Source organism: Kitasatospora sp. NPDC093679 (assembly GCF_040683455.1).
In the GTDB taxonomy this organism is placed as follows: domain Bacteria; phylum Actinomycetota; class Actinomycetes; order Streptomycetales; family Streptomycetaceae; genus Kitasatospora; species Kitasatospora arboriphila.
The window spans coordinates 89203-106391 of record NZ_JBFBDW010000006.1 but is presented as its reverse complement, the minus strand read 5'-3'; the positions used below and the strand labels follow the sequence as shown (position 1 = coordinate 106391).

Sequence of the window (17189 nt, the reverse complement as noted above, 5' to 3'; positions counted from 1 at the left end):
GCCCGATCCGGCCCCGCAGGCGGAAATCCGCCGACCCGCCCCGGCCCGCCGCAGGCTCTGCGATCATGCTGCCGTCGCACGTCGCCCCGTCCGCGGTGTGCCGTGCCGAGACCGAGGAGGACGCGGTGCTGCCGACCGCCGACGAGCCCGTCCCGCTGGACGGGGCCTTCCTGACCGACCCGCACGGTGCCTGCGCGGCCCTGCACCGCCGCGGCGCCATCCACCGGGCGGTCGCCCCCGACGCCGCGCCGGTCTGGCTGATCACCGGGTACGAGCAGGTCCGCGAGGCGGCCGCCGATCCCCGGTTCGCCCTCGACAAGCGGCACGCCCGGAGCCGCGGCACGGCCGGCGACTCCCTGCCGCCCGAACTCGACGCCCACCTGCTCAACCGGGACGGCACCGACCACGCCCGACTGCGCCGCCTCGTCGCCGCGGCACTCGGCCCCCGGCGCACCGAGGCGCTGCGCGAACCGATCCGGCGTGCGGCCGAGGAGCTGCTCGACCCGGTGGAGGCCCGCGGCCGCGGGGACGTGGTCGCCGACCTCGCCGCCCCGCTGTCCGTCGCCGTGATCTGCGACCTGCTGGGCGTCCCGGCCGGACACCGGGTCGACTTCCGGGCCTGGACGGACACCCTGCTCTCGCCCGACCCCGGCGCCCCCGGACGATCGCGCGAGGCGATGCGGGCCATGCACGGCTTCCTGGGCGAGCTGATCGCCCACAAACGGGCCGCACCGGGCGACGACCTGCTGTCCGAACTGATCGCCGCCGAACGGGAGGGGCAGCCGGGGGAGTGCCCGGCGGGGAACAGCCGGGTGGGGGACGGCCCGGCGGGGGAGCGCCCCACGGGGGAGCCGGGCCTCACCGAACGGGAGCTCCTCGCGATGGCCTTCCTGCTGCTCTTCGCCGGCTACCACAACACGGTCGGCCTGATCTCCGGCACCGTGCTGGCCCTGCTGACCCGGCCGGAGCACCTGGCGGCCGTCCGCGCGGGGCGGCTGGGCCTGCCGGCCGTGACCGAGGAGGTGCTGCGGTGGGACCCGCCGGCCATGCTGGCCGTGCGCCGCTTCCCCACCGAGGACCTCACCGTCGCCGGCACCCGGATCGGCGCGGGCGAGCGGGTCTGGCTGTCCTGGGCCGCGGCCGACCGCGACCCCGCCCACGTCCCCGATCCGGACGTCTTCGATCCGGCGCGCCGGGGCCCGCCGCACCTCGCCTTCGGCCGCGGCCCGCACTTCTGCGTCGGCGCGGCCCTGGTCCGGGCGGAGAACGAGATCGCCGTCGGGGCGCTGCTGCGCCGCTTCCCGCGGCTGGCCCTCGACGCCGACCCCGCGGTCCTCACCCGGCGGCGGTCGCTGCGCAGCCGCTCCCTGACCGCGCTGCCGGTGCGGGTGTGAGGGCCGGCGGCCGTCCCGTCAGGCCAGGGTCTGCACGAGCGCCCGGCGGTCGGCGGTGTGCACGACCCGGCCGAGGGCGCCGTTGACGATCGGCAGGTACGGCGGGACGTGGCCGCACTCGACGTCCGCGAGGATCGGCACGCCGAGCGGCCCGAGGGCGTCCAGCACCGCCTCGTGCTGGGTCAGCGACCGGCCGTCGGGCGCGGCCGTGCGGCCGACCAGCACGGCGTTGGCGGCGTCGAAGAACCCGGAGAGCCGCATCCCGTGCAGGTTGCGGCAGATCGTGTAGGCGTCGTCGCCGGACGCCTCGACGTACACCAGCAGGCCCTCGGGGGCGTGCTCGCGGGCGAAGGCCGGGACGTCGCCGTAGGGCGTCCCCGCGATGTTGCACAGGGTCTCGACGCAGCCGCCGACGAGCCGGCCCTCGACGTCCAGCCCGCCGTCGCCGTCGAGGCGGGTCCAGGTGCCCCGGCCGTCGAGGACGAGCTCGCGGACCTCCGGGAACTCGGCGTAGTCGACCCAGCCGTTCACCCGGTGGCGGTCGGGCGGGGTCTGCGCGAAGCGGCCGCCCGCCGGCAGCGAGACGACGTCCAGCCAGGACAGCAGGCCCTCGGGCACCTCGTACGGGGTGTCCATCAGGTTGTTGCCGTGCAGGGTCGCGATCCCGGTCCGCAGGGTGAGCGGGGTCATCACGGTCGACAGGTCGGAGAAGCCGACCAGCCAGGTCGGCTCGGCGGCACGGATGCGGTCCCAGTCGAGCAGTGGCAACAGGTCGATCGCGGTCTCGCCGCCCCACGGCGGCACCACGGCCCGCACGGCCGGGTCCGTCAGCATGCCGGTCAGCTCGGCCGCGCGCTCCGCCGCCGGTGCGCTGACGTGCCCGGATCCGTCCATGCAGCGGCCGAGGACGACCTCGAAGCCGCGGTCTTCGACCGTGCGGACGGCCACGTCCAGGCGCTTGCGGAGGTTCTCGGGGACACCGCTGGAGGGAGAGGTCACGGCGATCCGGTCGCCGGGGAGCAGGGGTTGCGGGAAACGTATCGGCATGCCGGTGATCATGGCATCGGCAGCGGTGCGAGGGTGGGCCAATTCAGGGGGCGGCGATGTCAGGGGCGCGTGGGGTGCCCCCACGCGCCCCTCGTGGGCCACCCGGTCCGTCAGTCCACGTGGGCGGGGACGCGGACGGGGGTGCGGTTCGCGGTCGTCCTGCGGCGCAGGGCGCCGGCCGACGGGATCAGTGCGGCGGCCAGCACCGTCACCACCGCGAAGGACACGGTGAGCGAGGTGGCCTGGGCGATGCCGCCGACGATCGCCGGGGCGACCAGGCCGGAGGTGTAGGTGACGGTGGCGACGCCCGCGATGGCCTGGCTGGCGTTGCCGCCGGACCTGCCGGCGGCGGCGAAGGCGAGCGGGACGACCACGGCGATGCCGATGCCGATCAGCGCGAACCCGGGGATGGCCGTCCAGGCGCCGGTCGAGAAGACCACCAGCAGGCCGCCGGCGGTGGCGACCGTGCCGCCGAGCCGGACGCTGCGCACCGGGCCGAGCCGCTCCACCACGGTGTCGCCGGCCAGCCGGGCCGCGGCCATGGTGGCGGCGAACGCCGAGTAGCAGGCGGCCGCGGTGCCGGCCGAGGCGCCGGTGACGTCCCGCAGGTAGACGCCGCCCCAGTCCATGCTGGCGCCCTCCGCGAAGACCGCGCAGAAGCCGACCAGGCCGATCAGCAGGGCCGAGCGCGGCGGCAGCGCGAACCGCGGTGGCGCCTCCTCCTCCGGCTCCGGGCGGACGTCCAGCAGCGGGCGGGTGACGACCGCCGCGAGGCCGGTGAGCACCGCCGCGGCGAGCGCGAACTGCACCCGGGCGTCGAGGCCGTGATGGGCGGCGAGCACGCCGAAGCCGGAGGCGACCAGGCCGCCGACGCACCACATGCCGTGCAGCCCGGACATGACGGACCGGCCGAGCCGCTCCTCGACCGCCACGCCCTGGGCGTTCATGGCCACGTCGGACATGCCGGCGCTGGCGCCGTACACGAAGAGGGCGAGCCAGAGCGCGGCGAGGTTCGGGGCGAGGGCGGGCAGGGCGAGGGCGAGCGTCCACGCCATCAGCAGGGCGCGGACGGCGGCCCGCTCGCCGTAGCGGTGCACGATCCGTCCGGCCAGCGGCATGGCCAGGAAGGAGCCCACCGCGGGCGCGATCAGGGCGAGCCCCAGTTCGCCGGGGCCGAGGTCCAGGTGGTCCTGGAGCCAGGGGATGCGGGTGGCGAAGGTGCCCGTCACCGCGCCGTGCACGGCGAAGACCAGGGCGATGCCCACTCTGGCGCGCCGTACGCCGTGCAGTTCGTCTGCCATGCGATCGTCCTCTCCGGTCTGTCCAGCATGACTCCGATAAACTATCAGGAAGGGACCCTGATAAAAACCTCTGGAAAGATGCGCTTCCATGACGACCGCGCGCACGGCGACGCCCAGCACCGCCCGGGCCATCAACGACCGGCTGGCGCTCGACCTCCTGCTGGAGAGCGGCCCGCTCACCGCCACCGAGCTGCGCGGCCTCACCGGACTCTCCCGCCCCACCGTCGCCGACCTGCTCGAACGGCTCCAGCGGGCCGGCCTGGTCGCCGTCGTCGGCGAGAGCGGCGAGCAGCGCCGCGGACCCAACGCCCGGCTCTACGCCCTCGTCGCCGACCGCGCCTTCCTCGCCGGCGTCGACGTCCGCACCACCGGCGTCGACCTGGTCGTCGCCGACCTCACCGGACGCACCCGGGCCGCCGCGACCGTCGCCGGCGCCGACGAACGGCTCGCCGAACGCACCCTCGACGCCCTCGCCCGGGCCGCCCGCGAAGCCGGCGCCGACCGCCTGCACACCGTCGCCGTCGGCGCACCCGGCCTCTTCGACCCCGCCACCGGCGAGCACCAGAACTCCGGCGCCCTCTCCCGTCACCAGACCGAACTGCTCACCGCGCTGCGCGCCGACCCGCGCACCGAGGTCACCGTCGACAACGAGGTCAACCTCGCCGGCATCGCCGAGCACCGGCTCGGCGCCGCCCGCGACCGCGACACCTTCGTGCTGATCTGGCTCAGCCACGGCGTCGGCGCCTCCGTCGTCCTCGACGGCCGGCTGCGGCGCGGCGCCACCGGCGGCACCGGCGAGATCGGCTACCTCCCGGTGCACGGCTCCGGTCTGCCGAGCGGCGACGGCGGCTGCGACTCCGGCGGCTTCCACACCCTCGTCTCCTCCGCCGCGGTCTGCGACCTCGCCCGCGCCCACGGCCTGCCCGTCCCCGAACCGGCCGGCCCGCCGACCAGCGCCCCGCTCGGCGAGGACGTGGTGCGGCGCGCCGCAGCCGCCGGCGGCCCCGCGGTCGACGCCTTCCTCGACGAGTACGCCCGCCGGATCGCGCTCGGCGCGGCCTCGGTCTGCGCGGTGCTCGACCCCGGCTGCGTGGTGCTCGGCGGCGAGATCGGCCGGGCCGGCGGTGATCGGCTCGCGAGCCGCGTCGAACGCGAGATCGCCCGGCTCGTCCCGCTGCGCACCGAGGTCCGGGCCGGCACCGCGGGCGGCGGCGCCGTCCTCGCCGGCGCCGTGCTCACCGCGGGTGACGCCGTCCGCCGCGACCTCTTCGGCGGCGCCTGACCGACCCGGGGCCGGGAGGTGCCCCACGCGCACCCGAGGTGCTGCCCGCCCGCCCCCGCGGCCGGTTACCCGCAGGGCCTCGGGGTAGGGCAGGATGGCCCGCGGACATCCGGCGCGCACCCCTGTACCGGTGTCACCACCCGAACCGAACGCCAGGAGAGCCCCATGGCCCAGCCCGACCGGCCGGTCCACCCGTACCGCATCGGCGAGGCCGCCGCGATGCTCGGCGTCAGCGCCGACACCATGCGGCGGTGGGTCGACGCGGGCCGGCTCGACGCGACCAGGGACGACCACGGCCACCGGATCATCCCCGGTGACCGGCTCGCCGCCTTCGCCCGCGAACTCGCCAAGCCCGAGAACGCCGAGGCCGAGGGCCGGCCGTCGTCCGCCCGCAACCGCTTCCCCGGCATCGTCACCGACGTGGTGCTCGGCGACGTCGCCGCGCAGGTGGAGATCCAGGCCGGCCCGTTCCGGGTGGTGTCGCTGATCAGCCGGGAGTCGGCCGAGGAGCTCGCCCTGGTGCCCGGAGCGCCCGCGACCGCCGTCATCAAGTCCACCAACGTGGTGATCGAACGGCGCTGACGCGGCGCCACCCCGTCCGAGGAGACGCCCGCCCCATGAGCCGCCCGCCCGTGCTCGCCGTCGCCCACCGCGGCGACCCCTACCGGTACCGCGAGAACACCCTGCGCTCCGTCGAGTCGGCCGCCGCGGCCGGTGCCGACGCCGTCGAGGTGGACGTCCGGCTGACCCGCGACGGCGTGCCCGTCCTGCTGCACGACCCCACCCTCGAAAGGCTCTGGGAGGACCCGCGGCCGGTGCACCGGCTCACCCTGGACGAGCTCGCCGAGGTCGGCGACCCCGCCGGCCCCCGGGTGCCCACCCTCACCGAGGCGCTGAAGGCGGTCGCCGAGACGCCCGCCACCCGCCTGCTGATCGACCTCGACGAACCCGGCCCGGCCGCCGCCGCGCACCACGCCGTCGCCGACCTCGGCGCCGCGCACCGGGTCGCCTACTGCGGGCCGACCGCCGCCATGCTCGCCGTCCGCGCCCTCGACCCGGACGCCGAGATCGCCCTGACCTGGCGTCAGCCGCGGCTGCCCGGCCGCCCGCTCCTCGACGACCTGCGGCCCCGCTACCTCAACCCGCCCTTCGGCATGGTCGAGCCCCGGATCGTCGACGCGGCGCACGACGCCGGCCTGCTCGTCTCCACCTGGACGGTCGACCTGCGCCGCACCGTCCGCCGCATGCTGAGGACCGGCGTCGACTCGGTCACCAGCAACCGCATCGACATGCTCCGCCGGGAGCTCGACGCGTGAGCGCGCCGCTGACCGCCCGCGCCCTCGGCCGGGCACTGCTGGCCCGTCAGCACCTGCTGGAACGCAGCACCCTGGACGCCGCGGCGATGGTCCGCCACCTGGTGGGCCTGCAGGCCCAGGCCGCCCCCGAACCGCCCTACCTCGGCCTGCTCAGCCGGATCGAGGGCTTCCGCCCCGAGCAGCTGACCGCCCTGCTGGAGGAGCGCGCGGCCGTCCGGATCGCCCTGCAGCGCGGCACCATCCACCTGGTCACCGCCGAGGACTGCCTGACCCTGCGTCCGCTGCTGCAGCCGGTGCACCACCGCTGGCTGCGCACCTCGTACGCCGAACGGCTGCCCGACCTCGACCTCGCCGACCCGGCCGGCGACCTCGCCGCGCTCGCCGACCGGGCCCGGGCGCTCGTCGAGGCGGAACCGCTGACCTTCCGGCAGCTCGGCCCGCTGCTCGCCCCGGCGTACCCGGCGAGCGAGCCGGCGGCGCTCGCCCAGGCCGCCCGGTGCGCGCTGCCGCTCGTCCAGGTGCCGCCGCGCGGCCTGTGGGGGCGGGGCGGTCCGGCCGCGCACACCACCGCCGAGCACTGGCTCGGCCGCCCGCTCGACCCGGCACCGGACCTGGACGGGCTGGTGCTGCGCCACCTCGCCGCCTTCGGCCCGGCGACCGCCGCCGACGTGCAGAAGTGGTCCGGCCTCACCCGGATCGGCCCGGTGCTGACCCGGCTCGGCGACCGGCTGGTACGGCTGCGCGACGATCGGGGCCGCACCCTGTACGACCTGCCCGGGGCGCCCCGCCCGGACGCCTCGGTGCCGGCCCCCGTCCGGCTGCTCGCCCCCTTCGACAACCTGCTGCTCTCGCACGCCGACCGCAGTCGGGTGCTGCCGGAGGAGTACCGCACCCGGGTGATGACGGTGAACGGGATCGTGCTCGGCACCGTGCTGGTGGACGGCCTGGTGGCGGGCAGCTGGAAGGCCGAGGACGGGGTGCTGACCGTCCGTCCGTTCGCGCCGCTGCCGCGCGGTGCGCGGGCCGGCGTGGAGGAGGAGGCCGCCCGGGTGCTGGCCTTCACCGGCGCGACGGACGGCCGGACGGTGATCGCACCGGTCGAGTAGGCTCCGTCCCGCCGTTCCCGCCGGACTCCGCGCCGGGGGCGGCGCGTATGGTGCGACGGTGCACGATCGACATGACGGTCCGGGGACGCCGGACATCCGCAGCGCCGCCCGCTACCTGTGCTGGCTGACCGCCCGGCAGAAACGGCGGGTGGCCACCGGGGCCGTGCTGAGCATCGTGTGGATGCTCATGCTGACCCTGCAGCCGTACCTGCTGTCCCGCGCCGTGGACGACGGGCTCCGGGCCGGCAGCCCGCGCACCCTGGTCGGCTGGACCGCCGCCATCCTGGTGGCCGGCCTGTTCAACGCCTGGATCAGCATGCTGCGCCACCGGACCATGACCAGGCTGCGGATGGACGCCACCTTCCGCACCGTCCGGCTGGTCGTCCGGCAGTCCGTCCGGCTCGGCGCGGCCCTGCCCCGGCTGGTCACCTCCGGCGAGGTGGTGACCATCGGCATCGGCGACGTCGGACAGATCGCGCGGACCCTGACCTTCGTCGGACCCGGCGTCGGCTCGCTGATCGCGATCGGCACGGTCGCCGTCCTGCTGCTCTCCGTGTCCCCGCTGCTGGCCGCCGTCGTGCTGCTCGGTGTCCCGCTGATGGCGGTGCTGGTGGGGCCGCTGCTCGGCCGCCTGCGCGGCGCGGAGACCCGCTACCGCGAACGGCAGGGCCGGCTCGCCTCCCGGTTCGAGGACATGGCGGGCGGGCTGCGGGTGCTGAACGGCCTCGGCGGCAAGGAGACCTACGCCGGGCGCTACCGGCGCGACTCGCAGGAGCTGCGCGCCGACGGCTACCGGGTCGGCGCCGTGACCAGCTGGCTGCAGTCCTTCGGCGTCGGCCTGCCCACGCTGTTCCTCGCCGCGGTGACCTGGCTGGCCGCCCGACTCGCCGCCACCGACGAGATCACGGTGGGTCAACTGATCGCGGTCTACGGCTACGTGGCGGTGCTGGTCTTCCCCGTCCAGTTCCTGCTCGAGAGCGGACAGGACATCAGCCGCGGCCTGGTCGCCGCCGCCCGGGTGGTCCGCTTCCTGGCGCTGGACCCGGGCATCCGCCCGGACGGTGCCGACGCACCCGACGTGTCCGCCGTGCTGCGCGACCCGGACTCCGGCGTCGAACTGCTCCCCGGCGGGCTGACCGTCCTGGCCTGCGCCCGGCCGCAGGACGCCGCCGCCGTGGTCGACCGGCTCGGCCGCTTCGCCGAGACCGCCGCCGAGTGGGGCACCGCCCGGCTCGACTCCTTCGCCCTGCCCGCCGTCCGGGACCAGATCCTGGTCGCGGACAACGAGGCCGCCCTCTTCGCCGGCCCGCTGCGCGAGGTCCTCTCCGGCCGCCACCGGACCGACGACGCGGCCCTGCTCGCCGCCCTGGAGGCCGCCGCCGCCCTCGACGTCCTGCGCGGACTGCCGGACGGCCTGGACTCCCCGATCGAGACGGACGGCCGCAACCTGTCCGGCGGCCAGCGGCAGCGCCTGCGGCTGGCCCGGGCGATCGCCGCGGACCCCGAGGTCCTGCTCGCCGTCGAACCGACCTCCGCCGTCGACGCGCACACCGAGGCGGCGATGGCCGCCGGCCTGCGCCGCGCCCGCGCCGGACGGACCACCCTGGTCACCGGCGTCTCGCCGCTCCTGCTGGACCGGGCCGACACCGTGCAGTACCTGGTCGACGGCCGGGTCGCCGCCACCGGGCGCCACCGCGACCTGCTCCGTGACCACCCCGGGTACCGCGCCCTGGTCTCCCGCGCCGACGTCGAGGAGACCGCCGTACCCGCCCCCCGGCACACCGAGGAGACCGTCCGATGAGCGCCCGCCTCCCCGTCGCCGGCCCCGCCGCCGTCCGCCGGGCCACCCGGGCGCTGATCCGCCGGGACGTCCGCGGCTTCACCGCCCTGCTCGCCCTCAACGCGCTGGCCGCGCTCGCCGGGCTGGCCGGCCCGTGGCTGCTCGGCCGAATCATCGACGAGGTGTCGGCCGGCACCGGCACCCGCACCGTCGACCTGCTGGCGCTCGCCATCGTGGCCGGGGCGCTCGCCCAGCTGCTGCTGTCCCGGCAGGCCCGGTACGTCGCCCACCGGTTCGGGGAACGCACCTCGGCCCGGGTCCGCGAGCAGTTCGCCGACCGTGCCCTGGCCCTGCCCCCGGCGACCGTCGAACGGGCGGGCACCGGCGATTTGGCCACGCGCGGCACCACCGATGTCGCCGCCGTCGGCACCGCACTGCGGGACGCCGCCCCGGACGTGTTCGTCTCCCTGGTGCAGATCGTGTTCGTGGTCGGCGCGATCATCGCCGTCCAGCCGCTGCTCGGCGCCTGCGGGACGCTCGGAATGGCCGGCGTCTGGTTCGGCGCCCGCTGGTACCTGCGCCGGGCCCGCTCCGGCTACCTGGACGAGGGCGCCGCCAACTCCGCGCTGGCCGAGGTCCTCTCCGCCACCGTCTCCGGCGCCCGGACGGTGGAGGCGCTCGGCCTGCAGGAGCAGCGGATCGCAGCGGGCGAGGCCGCCGTCGAGGAGTGCCGCCGGACCCGCGAGCGGACCCTGTTCCTGCGCAACGTCTTCTTCCCGATCGTCAGCGCCTCCTACACCGTGCCGGTGGTGGTCGTCCTGCTGACCGGCGGTCTGCTGCACGCGCACGGCATGGTCAGCCTCGGTTCGGCGGTCGCCGCCGCGCTCTTCGTCCGCCAGCTGGAGCCGCCGCTCGACACCATCGTGGTCTGGATCGACCAGCTGCAGAGCAGCGGCGCCGCCTTCGCCCGGGTCGAAGGACTGGCCGACGCCCCGCAGATCCCGGCGGCCCGCCCGGCCGCGCCGGCCGACGACCGGATCGAGCTGACCGACGTCCGCTACGCCTACCACGGCCGGGACGACGTCCTGCACGGGGTCGGACTGACGATCCGTCCGGGCGAGCGGCTGGCCGTGGTCGGCCCGTCCGGCTCGGGCAAGACCACGCTCGGCCGGCTGCTGGCCGGCATGGACGAGCCGCGCACCGGCACGGTGACCGTCGGCGGCGTCCCGATCGCCGGCCTCGCCCCCGACCGGCTGCGGCGCCAGGTCGTCCTGGTCACCCAGGAGCACCACGTCTTCCTCGGCACCCTGCGCGACAACCTGCAGATCGCCGCGCCCGGCGCCGGCGACACCGAACTGCTCGCCGCCCTGGCGGCCGTCGGCTGGTCGCACGACCTGCCGGACGGCCTGGACACCGAGCTCGGCGCCGGCGGACACCGGCTGGACGGCGCCCGGGCGCAGCAACTCGCCCTGGCCCGGGTGGTGCTGGCCGATCCGCACACGGTGATCCTGGACGAGGCCACCGCGCTGCTCGACCCGACGGCCGCCCGCCGCACCGAGCGCGCCCTGGCCGCCGTCCTGAAGGGCCGCACCGTCATCGCGATCGCCCATCGCCTGCACACCGCCCACGACGCCGACCGCGTCGCCGTGATGGAGGACGGCCGCCTCACCGAGCTGGGCCCGCACGAGGAACTGGTCGCCGAGAACGGCCCCTACGCCGCCCTCTGGCAGTCGTGGAACCGGTAGCGGGGTGAGAGGGACTGCGCCACCCGCGCCCCACCGCCGGGTGCACGGCCGGCGGCGCGGTCCCTCCCGCCCCCGCGAACCGGCGGCCGTGCGGGGCGCGCCGATCGCCCCCGGGGACCGGCCGATTCATCCGCTCATGTGCTGACATGGGGCTGAGTGAGGGTGACCGCCGACCCCGGAGGTGCCATGCCGGCCGAGCCCCCGGAGGACGGCCGACCGGCCGCGCTGCCCCGCCCGGTGCGCCTCGCCGCCGCCTGGTCGGCCGCGGTGCTGCTGGTTGTCGCGGTCGCCGCCCTGCTCGTCTGGGCGCTGGTCGAACTGCAGGCCGCCACCGTGCCCGTCGTCGTGGCCCTGCTCGGCACCGCCCTGCTCGAACCGGTGATGCCCTGGCTGGTCCGCCGCGGCCTGCGCCGCGCCGCCGCCGCCGGGCTCACCTGCACCGTCCTGGTGCTCGCCGTCGGCGGGGTGATCGCCCTGCTGGTCAACTCGCTGGTGCACAGCGCACCCGACATCGCCGCCGCCCTGAGCGAGGCCGGCCGGCGGATCGCCGACCGGCTCGGCCCGCTCGGCGAGAGACTGCAGTACGCCCTCCAGCAGAGCTCCGGCTCCGGCAGCGACCTGGTCAACTCGCTCGCCAACGGCGTGCTCTCCGGCCTCGGCCTGGCCACCCAACTGCTCACCGGCGCGGTCCTCACCCTCGCCCTGGTGTTCTTCTTCCTCCGGGACGGCCACCGCACCGCCGACGCCGTCCGCGCCTGGCTGCCGCCCGGCCCGGCCGAGACCGTGATCGCCTGCGCCCGGCAGGCCTTCGCCGCCACCGCCGGCTTCATGCGCGGCACCACCCTGATCGCCCTGATCGACGCACTGTTCATCACGATCGGACTGGTGGTGCTCGGCGTCCCCGGCGCGGCCGGCCTCGGCGCACTGGTCTTCATGGGCGCCTACATCCCGTTCGTCGGCGCCTTCCTCTCCGGCACGGTGGCCGTGCTGGTCGCGCTCGCCGACGGCGGCTTCGCCAAGGCCCTGTGGGTGCTCGGCGTGGTGCTGGCCGTGCAGGCGGTCGAGGGCAACGTGCTGCAGCCCTTCATCCAGAGCCGCACCGTCGCGCTCCACCCGGCCACCATCATGGTCGCGGTGGTGGCCGGGGCCGGCGTGGCCGGGATCATGGGCGCCCTGCTCGCCGTGCCGCTCTGCGCGGCCGGCCTCGGCGTGATCACCGTGCTGCGGCGCCCGGTCGGACCGGACGCGGCAACGGCCGCCGACGCGGGGGACGGGCCGGGCGCCACCCCGCCGTGACCCCGGCCCGGCCCTCACTCCACCAGCGCCTGGTCCTGCCAGAACGCGAACTGCTGCACCGCGTCGCCGTCCAGCCCCCACGGCCAGATGGTGACCACCCCGTCCAGCGCCCCGAACACCCCCGCCGCCTCACCGATCCGGCCCGCCTGGCCGAGCGCGTACGCCAGCACGTTCAGATCCGACAGCGCCGCCGCGTGCCGCAGGAAACCCGGCTCCGGCCAGTCCGCCACCGCCCGGGCCAGCGCCGCCTCGGCGTCCGGCATCGCCCAGCGCCGCCGCGCACCCAGCGAGGTCACCCCGCCGGCCGCCAGCGCCGCCCGGTAGCGGTCCGTCAGCATCACCAGCTCCAGCCCGGCCACCGGCGACCCCGGCGGGGCCGCGTCCCGCACCGCCGCCACGAAGTCCAGCACCTGCCCGTGCGAACCGCACTCCTCCGGCGACAGGTAGCGCAGCATCTCCAGGTGCGCGACCCGGTTCCAGGCGTCCCGCGCACCGATCTCCCGGCACAGCGGGTACATCTCCTGCTCCGGACGCCGCAGCAACCGGTGCACCGCCAGCAGCGCCACCCACGGCGCCGGGTCGTCCGGGCGCATCTCGGCCGCCCGGCGGCACCGGTCCACCGTGCCCTGCGGATCCTCCAGCGCCCCCGCCAGCCGGGCCTGCGCCACGTCCACCCAGGCGTGCAGCACCAGCGCGTCCGCCTCCTGCGGCCGCTGCCGCCGCCACACCCGCGCCAGCGCCGGGGACGCCACCTGCGCCAGCACCGCCAGCCGGTGCGTACGGCGGTCCCAGTCCCGGCCGGCGTCCCGCAGCACCTGCTCCACCAAGCCCGCCGACAGGTCCAGCTGGCCCTGCAACTGCGGCCCGGACAGCTGCCGCCGGACCCGGCCGAGTTCGGCGTCGTCGAGCTCAGGAGCCAAGCGCGGTGCGGTACTTCGGCGTCGTCCAAAGATCGGCATGCCCCCGGAGGCTAGCGAAAGGGGCACCCCGCCCACAAAAGCCCGGCGGCACCCCGCGGGCCGCTCCGTGCCACGCCCGGCTGCTCGGTGTACGCCCTGATCAGGGGCGGTGCGCGGCCCGTCCGGCGGGCTGCCCGTCCACCGGGGGCTACCGGGCGGTATGGTCGGGCTCGGAGACCGACCACGAGGGGAACGGGGAAGCGGCATGGACTTCCGGACGGACATCCTGGGCGAGCCGTACGAGGCCGTCGAGCTGCCGCTCGCCGACGACGAGGAGGGCGCCGTCAGCGCGACCCTGGTGCGCCGCCTGGTGCCCGGGTCGACGCGCGCCGTGCTCTACGTGCACGGCTACGTCGACTACTTCTTCCAGACCCACCTCGCCGACCACTACACCGCGGCCGGCTACTCCTTCTACGCCCTCGACCTGCGCAAGTACGGCCGGTCGCTGCGCCCCCACCAGTCGCCCAACTTCGTCCGCGACCTCGGCGCCTACGACGAGGAGCTCGACGAGGCGGTGCGCGTGATCCGCGAGGTCGACGGCCACACCCGGCTGCTCGTCAACGGCCACTCCACCGGCGGCCTGGTCACCGCGCTCTGGGCCGACCGCCGCGCCGGCCGCGGCCTGGTCGACGCGCTCTTCCTCAACAGCCCGTTCCTCTCCATGCCCGCCGCGGCCGCCGTCCGCACCCTCGGAGCCCCCGCCGTCGAGGCCCTCGGCCGGGTCGCCGGCCTGCGCAAGCTGCCCGCCCCGCTCAACCCGCACTACGTGCACAGCCTGCACCGCGCCCACAAGGGCAGCTGGGAGTTCGACCTCTCCCTCAAGCCCGCCGAGGGCTTCCCGCTCTACGCCGGCTGGCTCGCCGCCATCCAGCGCGGCCACCGCGCCGTCCGCCGCGGCCTCGCCGTCGACTGCCCCGTCCTGCTGATGGCCTCCACCGCCTCCACCGTCACCAACCGCTGGGACGACGCCCTGCGCACCACCGACGGCGTGCTGCGCGCCGACGACATCGCCGCGCTCGGCCCCCGCCTCGGCCGCAACGTCACCGTCCTGCGGATCGAGGGCGGCGTGCACGACCTCGTCCTCTCCGGCGAGCAGGCCCGCGACCAGGTCTTCACCGAACTCGACCGCTGGCTCGCCGCCTACCTGCCCGAGCAGGTCGCCGCCGCATGACGCACCACGAGCAGCCGGGCCCGCCCGAGGACGAACCGCTCCCCGTCCACCGGGAGACCGCCCTCGGCACCGCCCGGCTCCTGCCCGACATCGACCGGCCGCAGGCCTGGCTGCTCACCCTCGACGGCACCCCGCAGTCCTACGTCGACCTCGCCGACCCCACCCACCTCGAATTCGAGTACACCCGGCGGATCGGCCACCTCGCCGACACGATCGCCCCCGCCGGGCAGCCGCTCGACGCCCTCCACCTCGGCGGCGGCGCGCTCACCCTGCCCCGCTACCTCGCCGCCACCCGTCCCGGCTCCCGGCAGCACGTCGTCGAGGCCGACGGCCCGCTCGTCGACCTCGTCGCCGACCGCCTGCCCTGGCCGGACGGCATCCGGGTGACCGTCGGCGACGCCCGCACCGCCCTCGCCGCCGCCCCGCCCGCCGCCGCCGACCTCGTCGTCGCCGACGTCTTCCACGGCTCCCGCACCCCCGCCCACCTCACCTCCGTCGAGTTCGTCGCCCTCGCCGCCGCGGCCCTGCGCCCCGGCGGCTGCTACGCCGCCAACCTCGCCGACGGCCCACCGCTCGCCTTCGCCGCCGCCCAGGCCGCGACCCTGCGCGCCGTCTTCCCGCACACCTGCCTCGCCGCCGAACCCGCCGTGCTCCGCGGCCGCCGTTACGGCAACGTCCTGCTGATCGGCTCCACCGCCCCGCTGCCCACCGCCGAACTCGCCCGGCGCCTCGCCGGCGACCCCTTCCCCGCCCGGCTCGCCGACGGCCCCGACCTGGACGCCCTCACCGGCGCCGCCCGCCCCGTCCACGACACCCACGCCGTCGACTCCCCACCACCCCCCGACGGCGCCTTCAGCGTCGGCTGACCACCGGCCGCCGCCCCGACCCCGCCGCCCCGATCCGGCCGCCCGCCCACGGCGCGTTCAGCGCCGGACGGACCACCGGGCGGGCAGAATGCCAAGCCGGGCCCGGCGACCGCCGCCGGACCGCCGGAGGGAGCCGCACGATGACGGGCCAGCAGCCGCAGAAGATCGGCGCCGCCCTGGGCGCGGTCCCCGAGACCGCCCTGTGGACGCTCTACCACCGGGCCGTCGAGGCCCGCCGGTGGGACACCGTGCTGCCCGACCCGCGGGCCGTCGAACTCGTCGAACGGATCGACTACCCCTTCGAGGAGCGCTTCGGCCCCGACGGCGGCGTCATCGGCCAGATCCAGGCCCTGCGGGTCCGCGCCTTCGACCGCGAGGTCGCCGACTTCCTCGTCCGCCGCCCCCGCGGCACCGTCGTCTGCCTCGGCGAGGGCCTGGAGACCCAGTACTGGCGGGTCGACAACGGCCGCGCCCGGTGGCTCTCCGTCGACCTGCCCGAGGCCGTCGCCCTGCGCGAACGCCTGCTGCCCCCCGCACCCCGGCAGCGGCTGCTCGCCTGCTCCGCCACCGACCCGGCCTGGACCGACGAGGTCGATCCCACCCACGGCGTGCTCATCACCGCCCAGGGCCTCCTGATGTACCTGCGGCCCACCGAGGTCCGCGACCTCATCGCCCGCTGCGCCGAACGCTTCCCCGACGGCACCTTCGTCTTCGACGCCGTACCGCGCTGGTTCAGCCGCGCCGCCTCGCAGGGCAAGCTCCACGACCGCGGCTACACCGCCCCGCCGATGCCCTGGGGCATGGACGCCGACGAGCAGTGGAAGCTCGCCACCGCACACCCCGCGGTCGCCGAGATCCGCGACGTGCTGCCGACCGGCGGCCGCGGCCCGGTCGGCGCACTGCTGCCCTACGCGGCCCGGCTGCCCGTCCTGGGCGCGTTCAGGCCGTCGGTCGTGGCGCTGCGCTTCTCCGCCCGGGCCGGCCGCGACGGGGCCGCGGGAACTGCCGTCCGATGATCGGCGTATAAGGTAAAGGCCGGGTCAACCCGTTACCCTGCCCTGAGGGCGCCGGGCGCGCCCGCGGCCCAGCCAGTCCGGCCGAGACGCGGTCTCGTCCCGCCACGGAGGTACCCGCCTTGCACATCGACCAGTGGATCGAGAGCGTCCCGCCGACCTCGGTGTACGCCCTCGTCGCCCTGATCATCGGCCTGGAGAGCCTGGGCATCCCGCTGCCCGGCGAGATCGCGCTCGTCTCGGCCTCGCTGCTGTCGGCCCGCGGCGTGGTCAGCCCCTGGTGGGTGGCGGCCTGCGCGATCGCCGGCGCGGTGATCGGCGACTCCATCGGGTACTCCATCGGCCGCCGCGGCGGCAAACCGCTGTTCGAGAAGCTCGGCCGGCGCTTCCCCAAGCACTTCGGGCCCGACCACCTCGCCACCGCCGAACGCTCCTTCCAGAAGTGGGGCATGTGGGCGGTCTTCTTCGGCCGGTTCATCGCCCTGCTGCGGATCTTCGCCGGCCCGCTCGCGGGTGCCCTGCGGATGCCCTACTGGAAGTTCCTGATCGCCAACGTGCTCGGCGGCATCGCCTGGGCCGGCGGCACCACCCTGCTGATCTACCAGGTCGGCAAGGTCGCCGAGCACTGGCTCAAGAGCTTCTCCTGGGCCGGCCTCGTGGTGGCCGCCCTCGCCGGCGCCGGCTCCGCCTGGCTGGTCAAGCGCAGGGCCGCCAAGGCCCGGGCCGAACACCCCGAGCAGTCCGGCGGCAAGAGCGTCCCCGAGGGCGCCACCGACACGCCCGCACCCGCCGTCCCGGCCGCCGGGAAGCCGGCCCCGGTGACCGCCGCCGCGGCCGAGCCCGCCGCCGACTGACCGTCAGCTCCGTCGGCTAGGCTCGGCACGCGTACACCGACGACGGACCGGGAGACGGC

The 17189-nt window shown here is 76.3% G+C and carries 15 protein-coding genes; 12 read left to right on the top strand and 3 right to left on the bottom strand.

Features of this window, described 5'->3' with window-relative positions:
- Positions 1-65: 65 nt before the first annotated feature.
- Positions 66-1394 (top strand): cytochrome P450, encoded by a 1329-nt coding sequence (locus AB0O09_RS07725; RefSeq protein WP_363540660.1) that lies wholly within the window; start codon positions 66-68, stop codon positions 1392-1394.
- An 18-nt stretch (positions 1395-1412) separates the two neighbouring features.
- Here AB0O09_RS07725 and AB0O09_RS07720 read toward each other — a convergent pair whose 3' ends face one another.
- Positions 1413-2441 carry a S66 peptidase family protein gene (locus AB0O09_RS07720; RefSeq protein ID WP_363540659.1) on the bottom strand — a complete coding sequence of 343 codons (1029 nt, stop codon included), beginning with the start codon at positions 2439-2441 and terminating at the stop codon, positions 1413-1415.
- 110 nt (positions 2442-2551) lie between these two features.
- On the bottom strand, positions 2552-3742 hold the full coding sequence (locus AB0O09_RS07715; protein ID WP_363540658.1) for an MFS transporter: 1191 nt from the start codon (positions 3740-3742) through the stop codon (positions 2552-2554).
- A gap of 88 nt (positions 3743-3830) precedes the next feature.
- Here AB0O09_RS07715 and AB0O09_RS07710 point away from each other — a divergent pair, with 88 nt between their 5' ends.
- The 7 genes from AB0O09_RS07710 to AB0O09_RS07680 all read left to right on the top strand — a co-directional run bounded on the left by AB0O09_RS07710 (position 3831) and on the right by AB0O09_RS07680 (position 12267).
- The gene (locus AB0O09_RS07710; RefSeq protein WP_363540657.1) at positions 3831-5024 is read left to right on the top strand and encodes an ROK family transcriptional regulator; all 1194 of its coding nucleotides are present in this window, start codon (positions 3831-3833) and stop codon (positions 5022-5024) included.
- A gap of 165 nt (positions 5025-5189) precedes the next feature.
- A complete protein-coding gene (locus tag AB0O09_RS07705; protein ID WP_359988571.1) occupies positions 5190-5606 on the top strand; it encodes a TOBE domain-containing protein in 417 nt (138 codons plus the stop codon).
- Between the two features lie 35 nt (positions 5607-5641).
- Complete coding sequence (locus AB0O09_RS07700; protein ID WP_363540656.1) at positions 5642-6340, top strand: glycerophosphodiester phosphodiesterase; 699 nt, start codon at positions 5642-5644, stop codon at positions 6338-6340.
- The gene (locus tag AB0O09_RS07695; protein WP_363540655.1) at positions 6337-7446 is read left to right on the top strand and encodes a winged helix DNA-binding domain-containing protein; all 1110 of its coding nucleotides are present in this window, start codon (positions 6337-6339) and stop codon (positions 7444-7446) included. The genes AB0O09_RS07700 and AB0O09_RS07695 overlap by 4 nt, the downstream gene beginning before the upstream one ends.
- A 58-nt stretch (positions 7447-7504) precedes the next feature.
- Complete coding sequence (locus tag AB0O09_RS07690; RefSeq protein WP_363540654.1) at positions 7505-9247, top strand: ABC transporter ATP-binding protein; 1743 nt, start codon at positions 7505-7507, stop codon at positions 9245-9247.
- Positions 9244-10971, top strand: coding sequence for an ABC transporter ATP-binding protein (locus AB0O09_RS07685; protein WP_363540653.1), 1728 nt, complete (start codon positions 9244-9246; stop codon positions 10969-10971). The genes AB0O09_RS07690 and AB0O09_RS07685 overlap by 4 nt, the downstream gene beginning before the upstream one ends.
- Before the next feature lie 186 nt (positions 10972-11157).
- The gene (locus tag AB0O09_RS07680) at positions 11158-12267 is read left to right on the top strand and encodes an AI-2E family transporter (protein WP_363540652.1); all 1110 of its coding nucleotides are present in this window, start codon (positions 11158-11160) and stop codon (positions 12265-12267) included.
- 14 nt (positions 12268-12281) lie between these two features.
- On the opposite strand, the gene AB0O09_RS07675 is transcribed toward AB0O09_RS07680, so the two are convergent.
- Positions 12282-13187: a hypothetical protein gene (locus tag AB0O09_RS07675; RefSeq protein ID WP_363540651.1), complete on the bottom strand. Its 906-nt coding sequence runs from the start codon at positions 13185-13187 to the stop codon at positions 12282-12284.
- A gap of 244 nt (positions 13188-13431) precedes the next feature.
- On the opposite strand from AB0O09_RS07675, the gene AB0O09_RS07670 reads away from it, so the two are divergent.
- The 4 genes from AB0O09_RS07670 to AB0O09_RS07655 all read left to right on the top strand — a co-directional run bounded on the left by AB0O09_RS07670 (position 13432) and on the right by AB0O09_RS07655 (position 17130).
- Positions 13432-14397: an alpha/beta hydrolase gene (locus AB0O09_RS07670; protein ID WP_363540650.1), complete on the top strand. Its 966-nt coding sequence runs from the start codon at positions 13432-13434 to the stop codon at positions 14395-14397.
- The gene (locus AB0O09_RS07665; RefSeq protein ID WP_363540649.1) at positions 14394-15263 is read left to right on the top strand and encodes a fused MFS/spermidine synthase; all 870 of its coding nucleotides are present in this window, start codon (positions 14394-14396) and stop codon (positions 15261-15263) included. The genes AB0O09_RS07670 and AB0O09_RS07665 overlap by 4 nt, the downstream gene beginning before the upstream one ends.
- A 140-nt stretch (positions 15264-15403) precedes the next feature.
- Positions 15404-16279, top strand: coding sequence for a class I SAM-dependent methyltransferase (locus AB0O09_RS07660; protein ID WP_363540648.1), 876 nt, complete (start codon positions 15404-15406; stop codon positions 16277-16279).
- Between the two features lie 119 nt (positions 16280-16398).
- Positions 16399-17130: a DedA family protein gene (locus AB0O09_RS07655; RefSeq protein ID WP_363540647.1), complete on the top strand. Its 732-nt coding sequence runs from the start codon at positions 16399-16401 to the stop codon at positions 17128-17130.
- The last annotated feature ends 59 nt before the right edge of the window (positions 17131-17189 follow it).

Bases quoted from the DNA above. Each gene is read 5' to 3' on its own strand.
- AB0O09_RS07725 (WP_363540660.1), top strand. From the start codon at position 66: ATGCTGCCGTCGCACGTCGCCCCGTCCGCGGTGTGCCGTGCCGAGACC.
- AB0O09_RS07720 (WP_363540659.1), bottom strand. From the start codon at position 2,441: ATGCCGATACGTTTCCCGCAACCCCTGCTCCCCGGCGACCGGATCGCC.
- AB0O09_RS07715 (WP_363540658.1), bottom strand. From the start codon at position 3,742: ATGGCAGACGAACTGCACGGCGTACGGCGCGCCAGAGTGGGCATCGCC.
- AB0O09_RS07710 (WP_363540657.1), top strand. From the start codon at position 3,831: ATGACGACCGCGCGCACGGCGACGCCCAGCACCGCCCGGGCCATCAAC.
- AB0O09_RS07705 (WP_359988571.1), top strand. From the start codon at position 5,190: ATGGCCCAGCCCGACCGGCCGGTCCACCCGTACCGCATCGGCGAGGCC.
- AB0O09_RS07700 (WP_363540656.1), top strand. From the start codon at position 5,642: ATGAGCCGCCCGCCCGTGCTCGCCGTCGCCCACCGCGGCGACCCCTAC.
- AB0O09_RS07685 (WP_363540653.1), top strand. From the start codon at position 9,244: ATGAGCGCCCGCCTCCCCGTCGCCGGCCCCGCCGCCGTCCGCCGGGCC.
- AB0O09_RS07680 (WP_363540652.1), top strand. From the start codon at position 11,158: ATGCCGGCCGAGCCCCCGGAGGACGGCCGACCGGCCGCGCTGCCCCGC.
- AB0O09_RS07670 (WP_363540650.1), top strand. From the start codon at position 13,432: ATGGACTTCCGGACGGACATCCTGGGCGAGCCGTACGAGGCCGTCGAG.
- AB0O09_RS07665 (WP_363540649.1), top strand. From the start codon at position 14,394: ATGACGCACCACGAGCAGCCGGGCCCGCCCGAGGACGAACCGCTCCCC.
- AB0O09_RS07660 (WP_363540648.1), top strand. From the start codon at position 15,404: ATGACGGGCCAGCAGCCGCAGAAGATCGGCGCCGCCCTGGGCGCGGTC.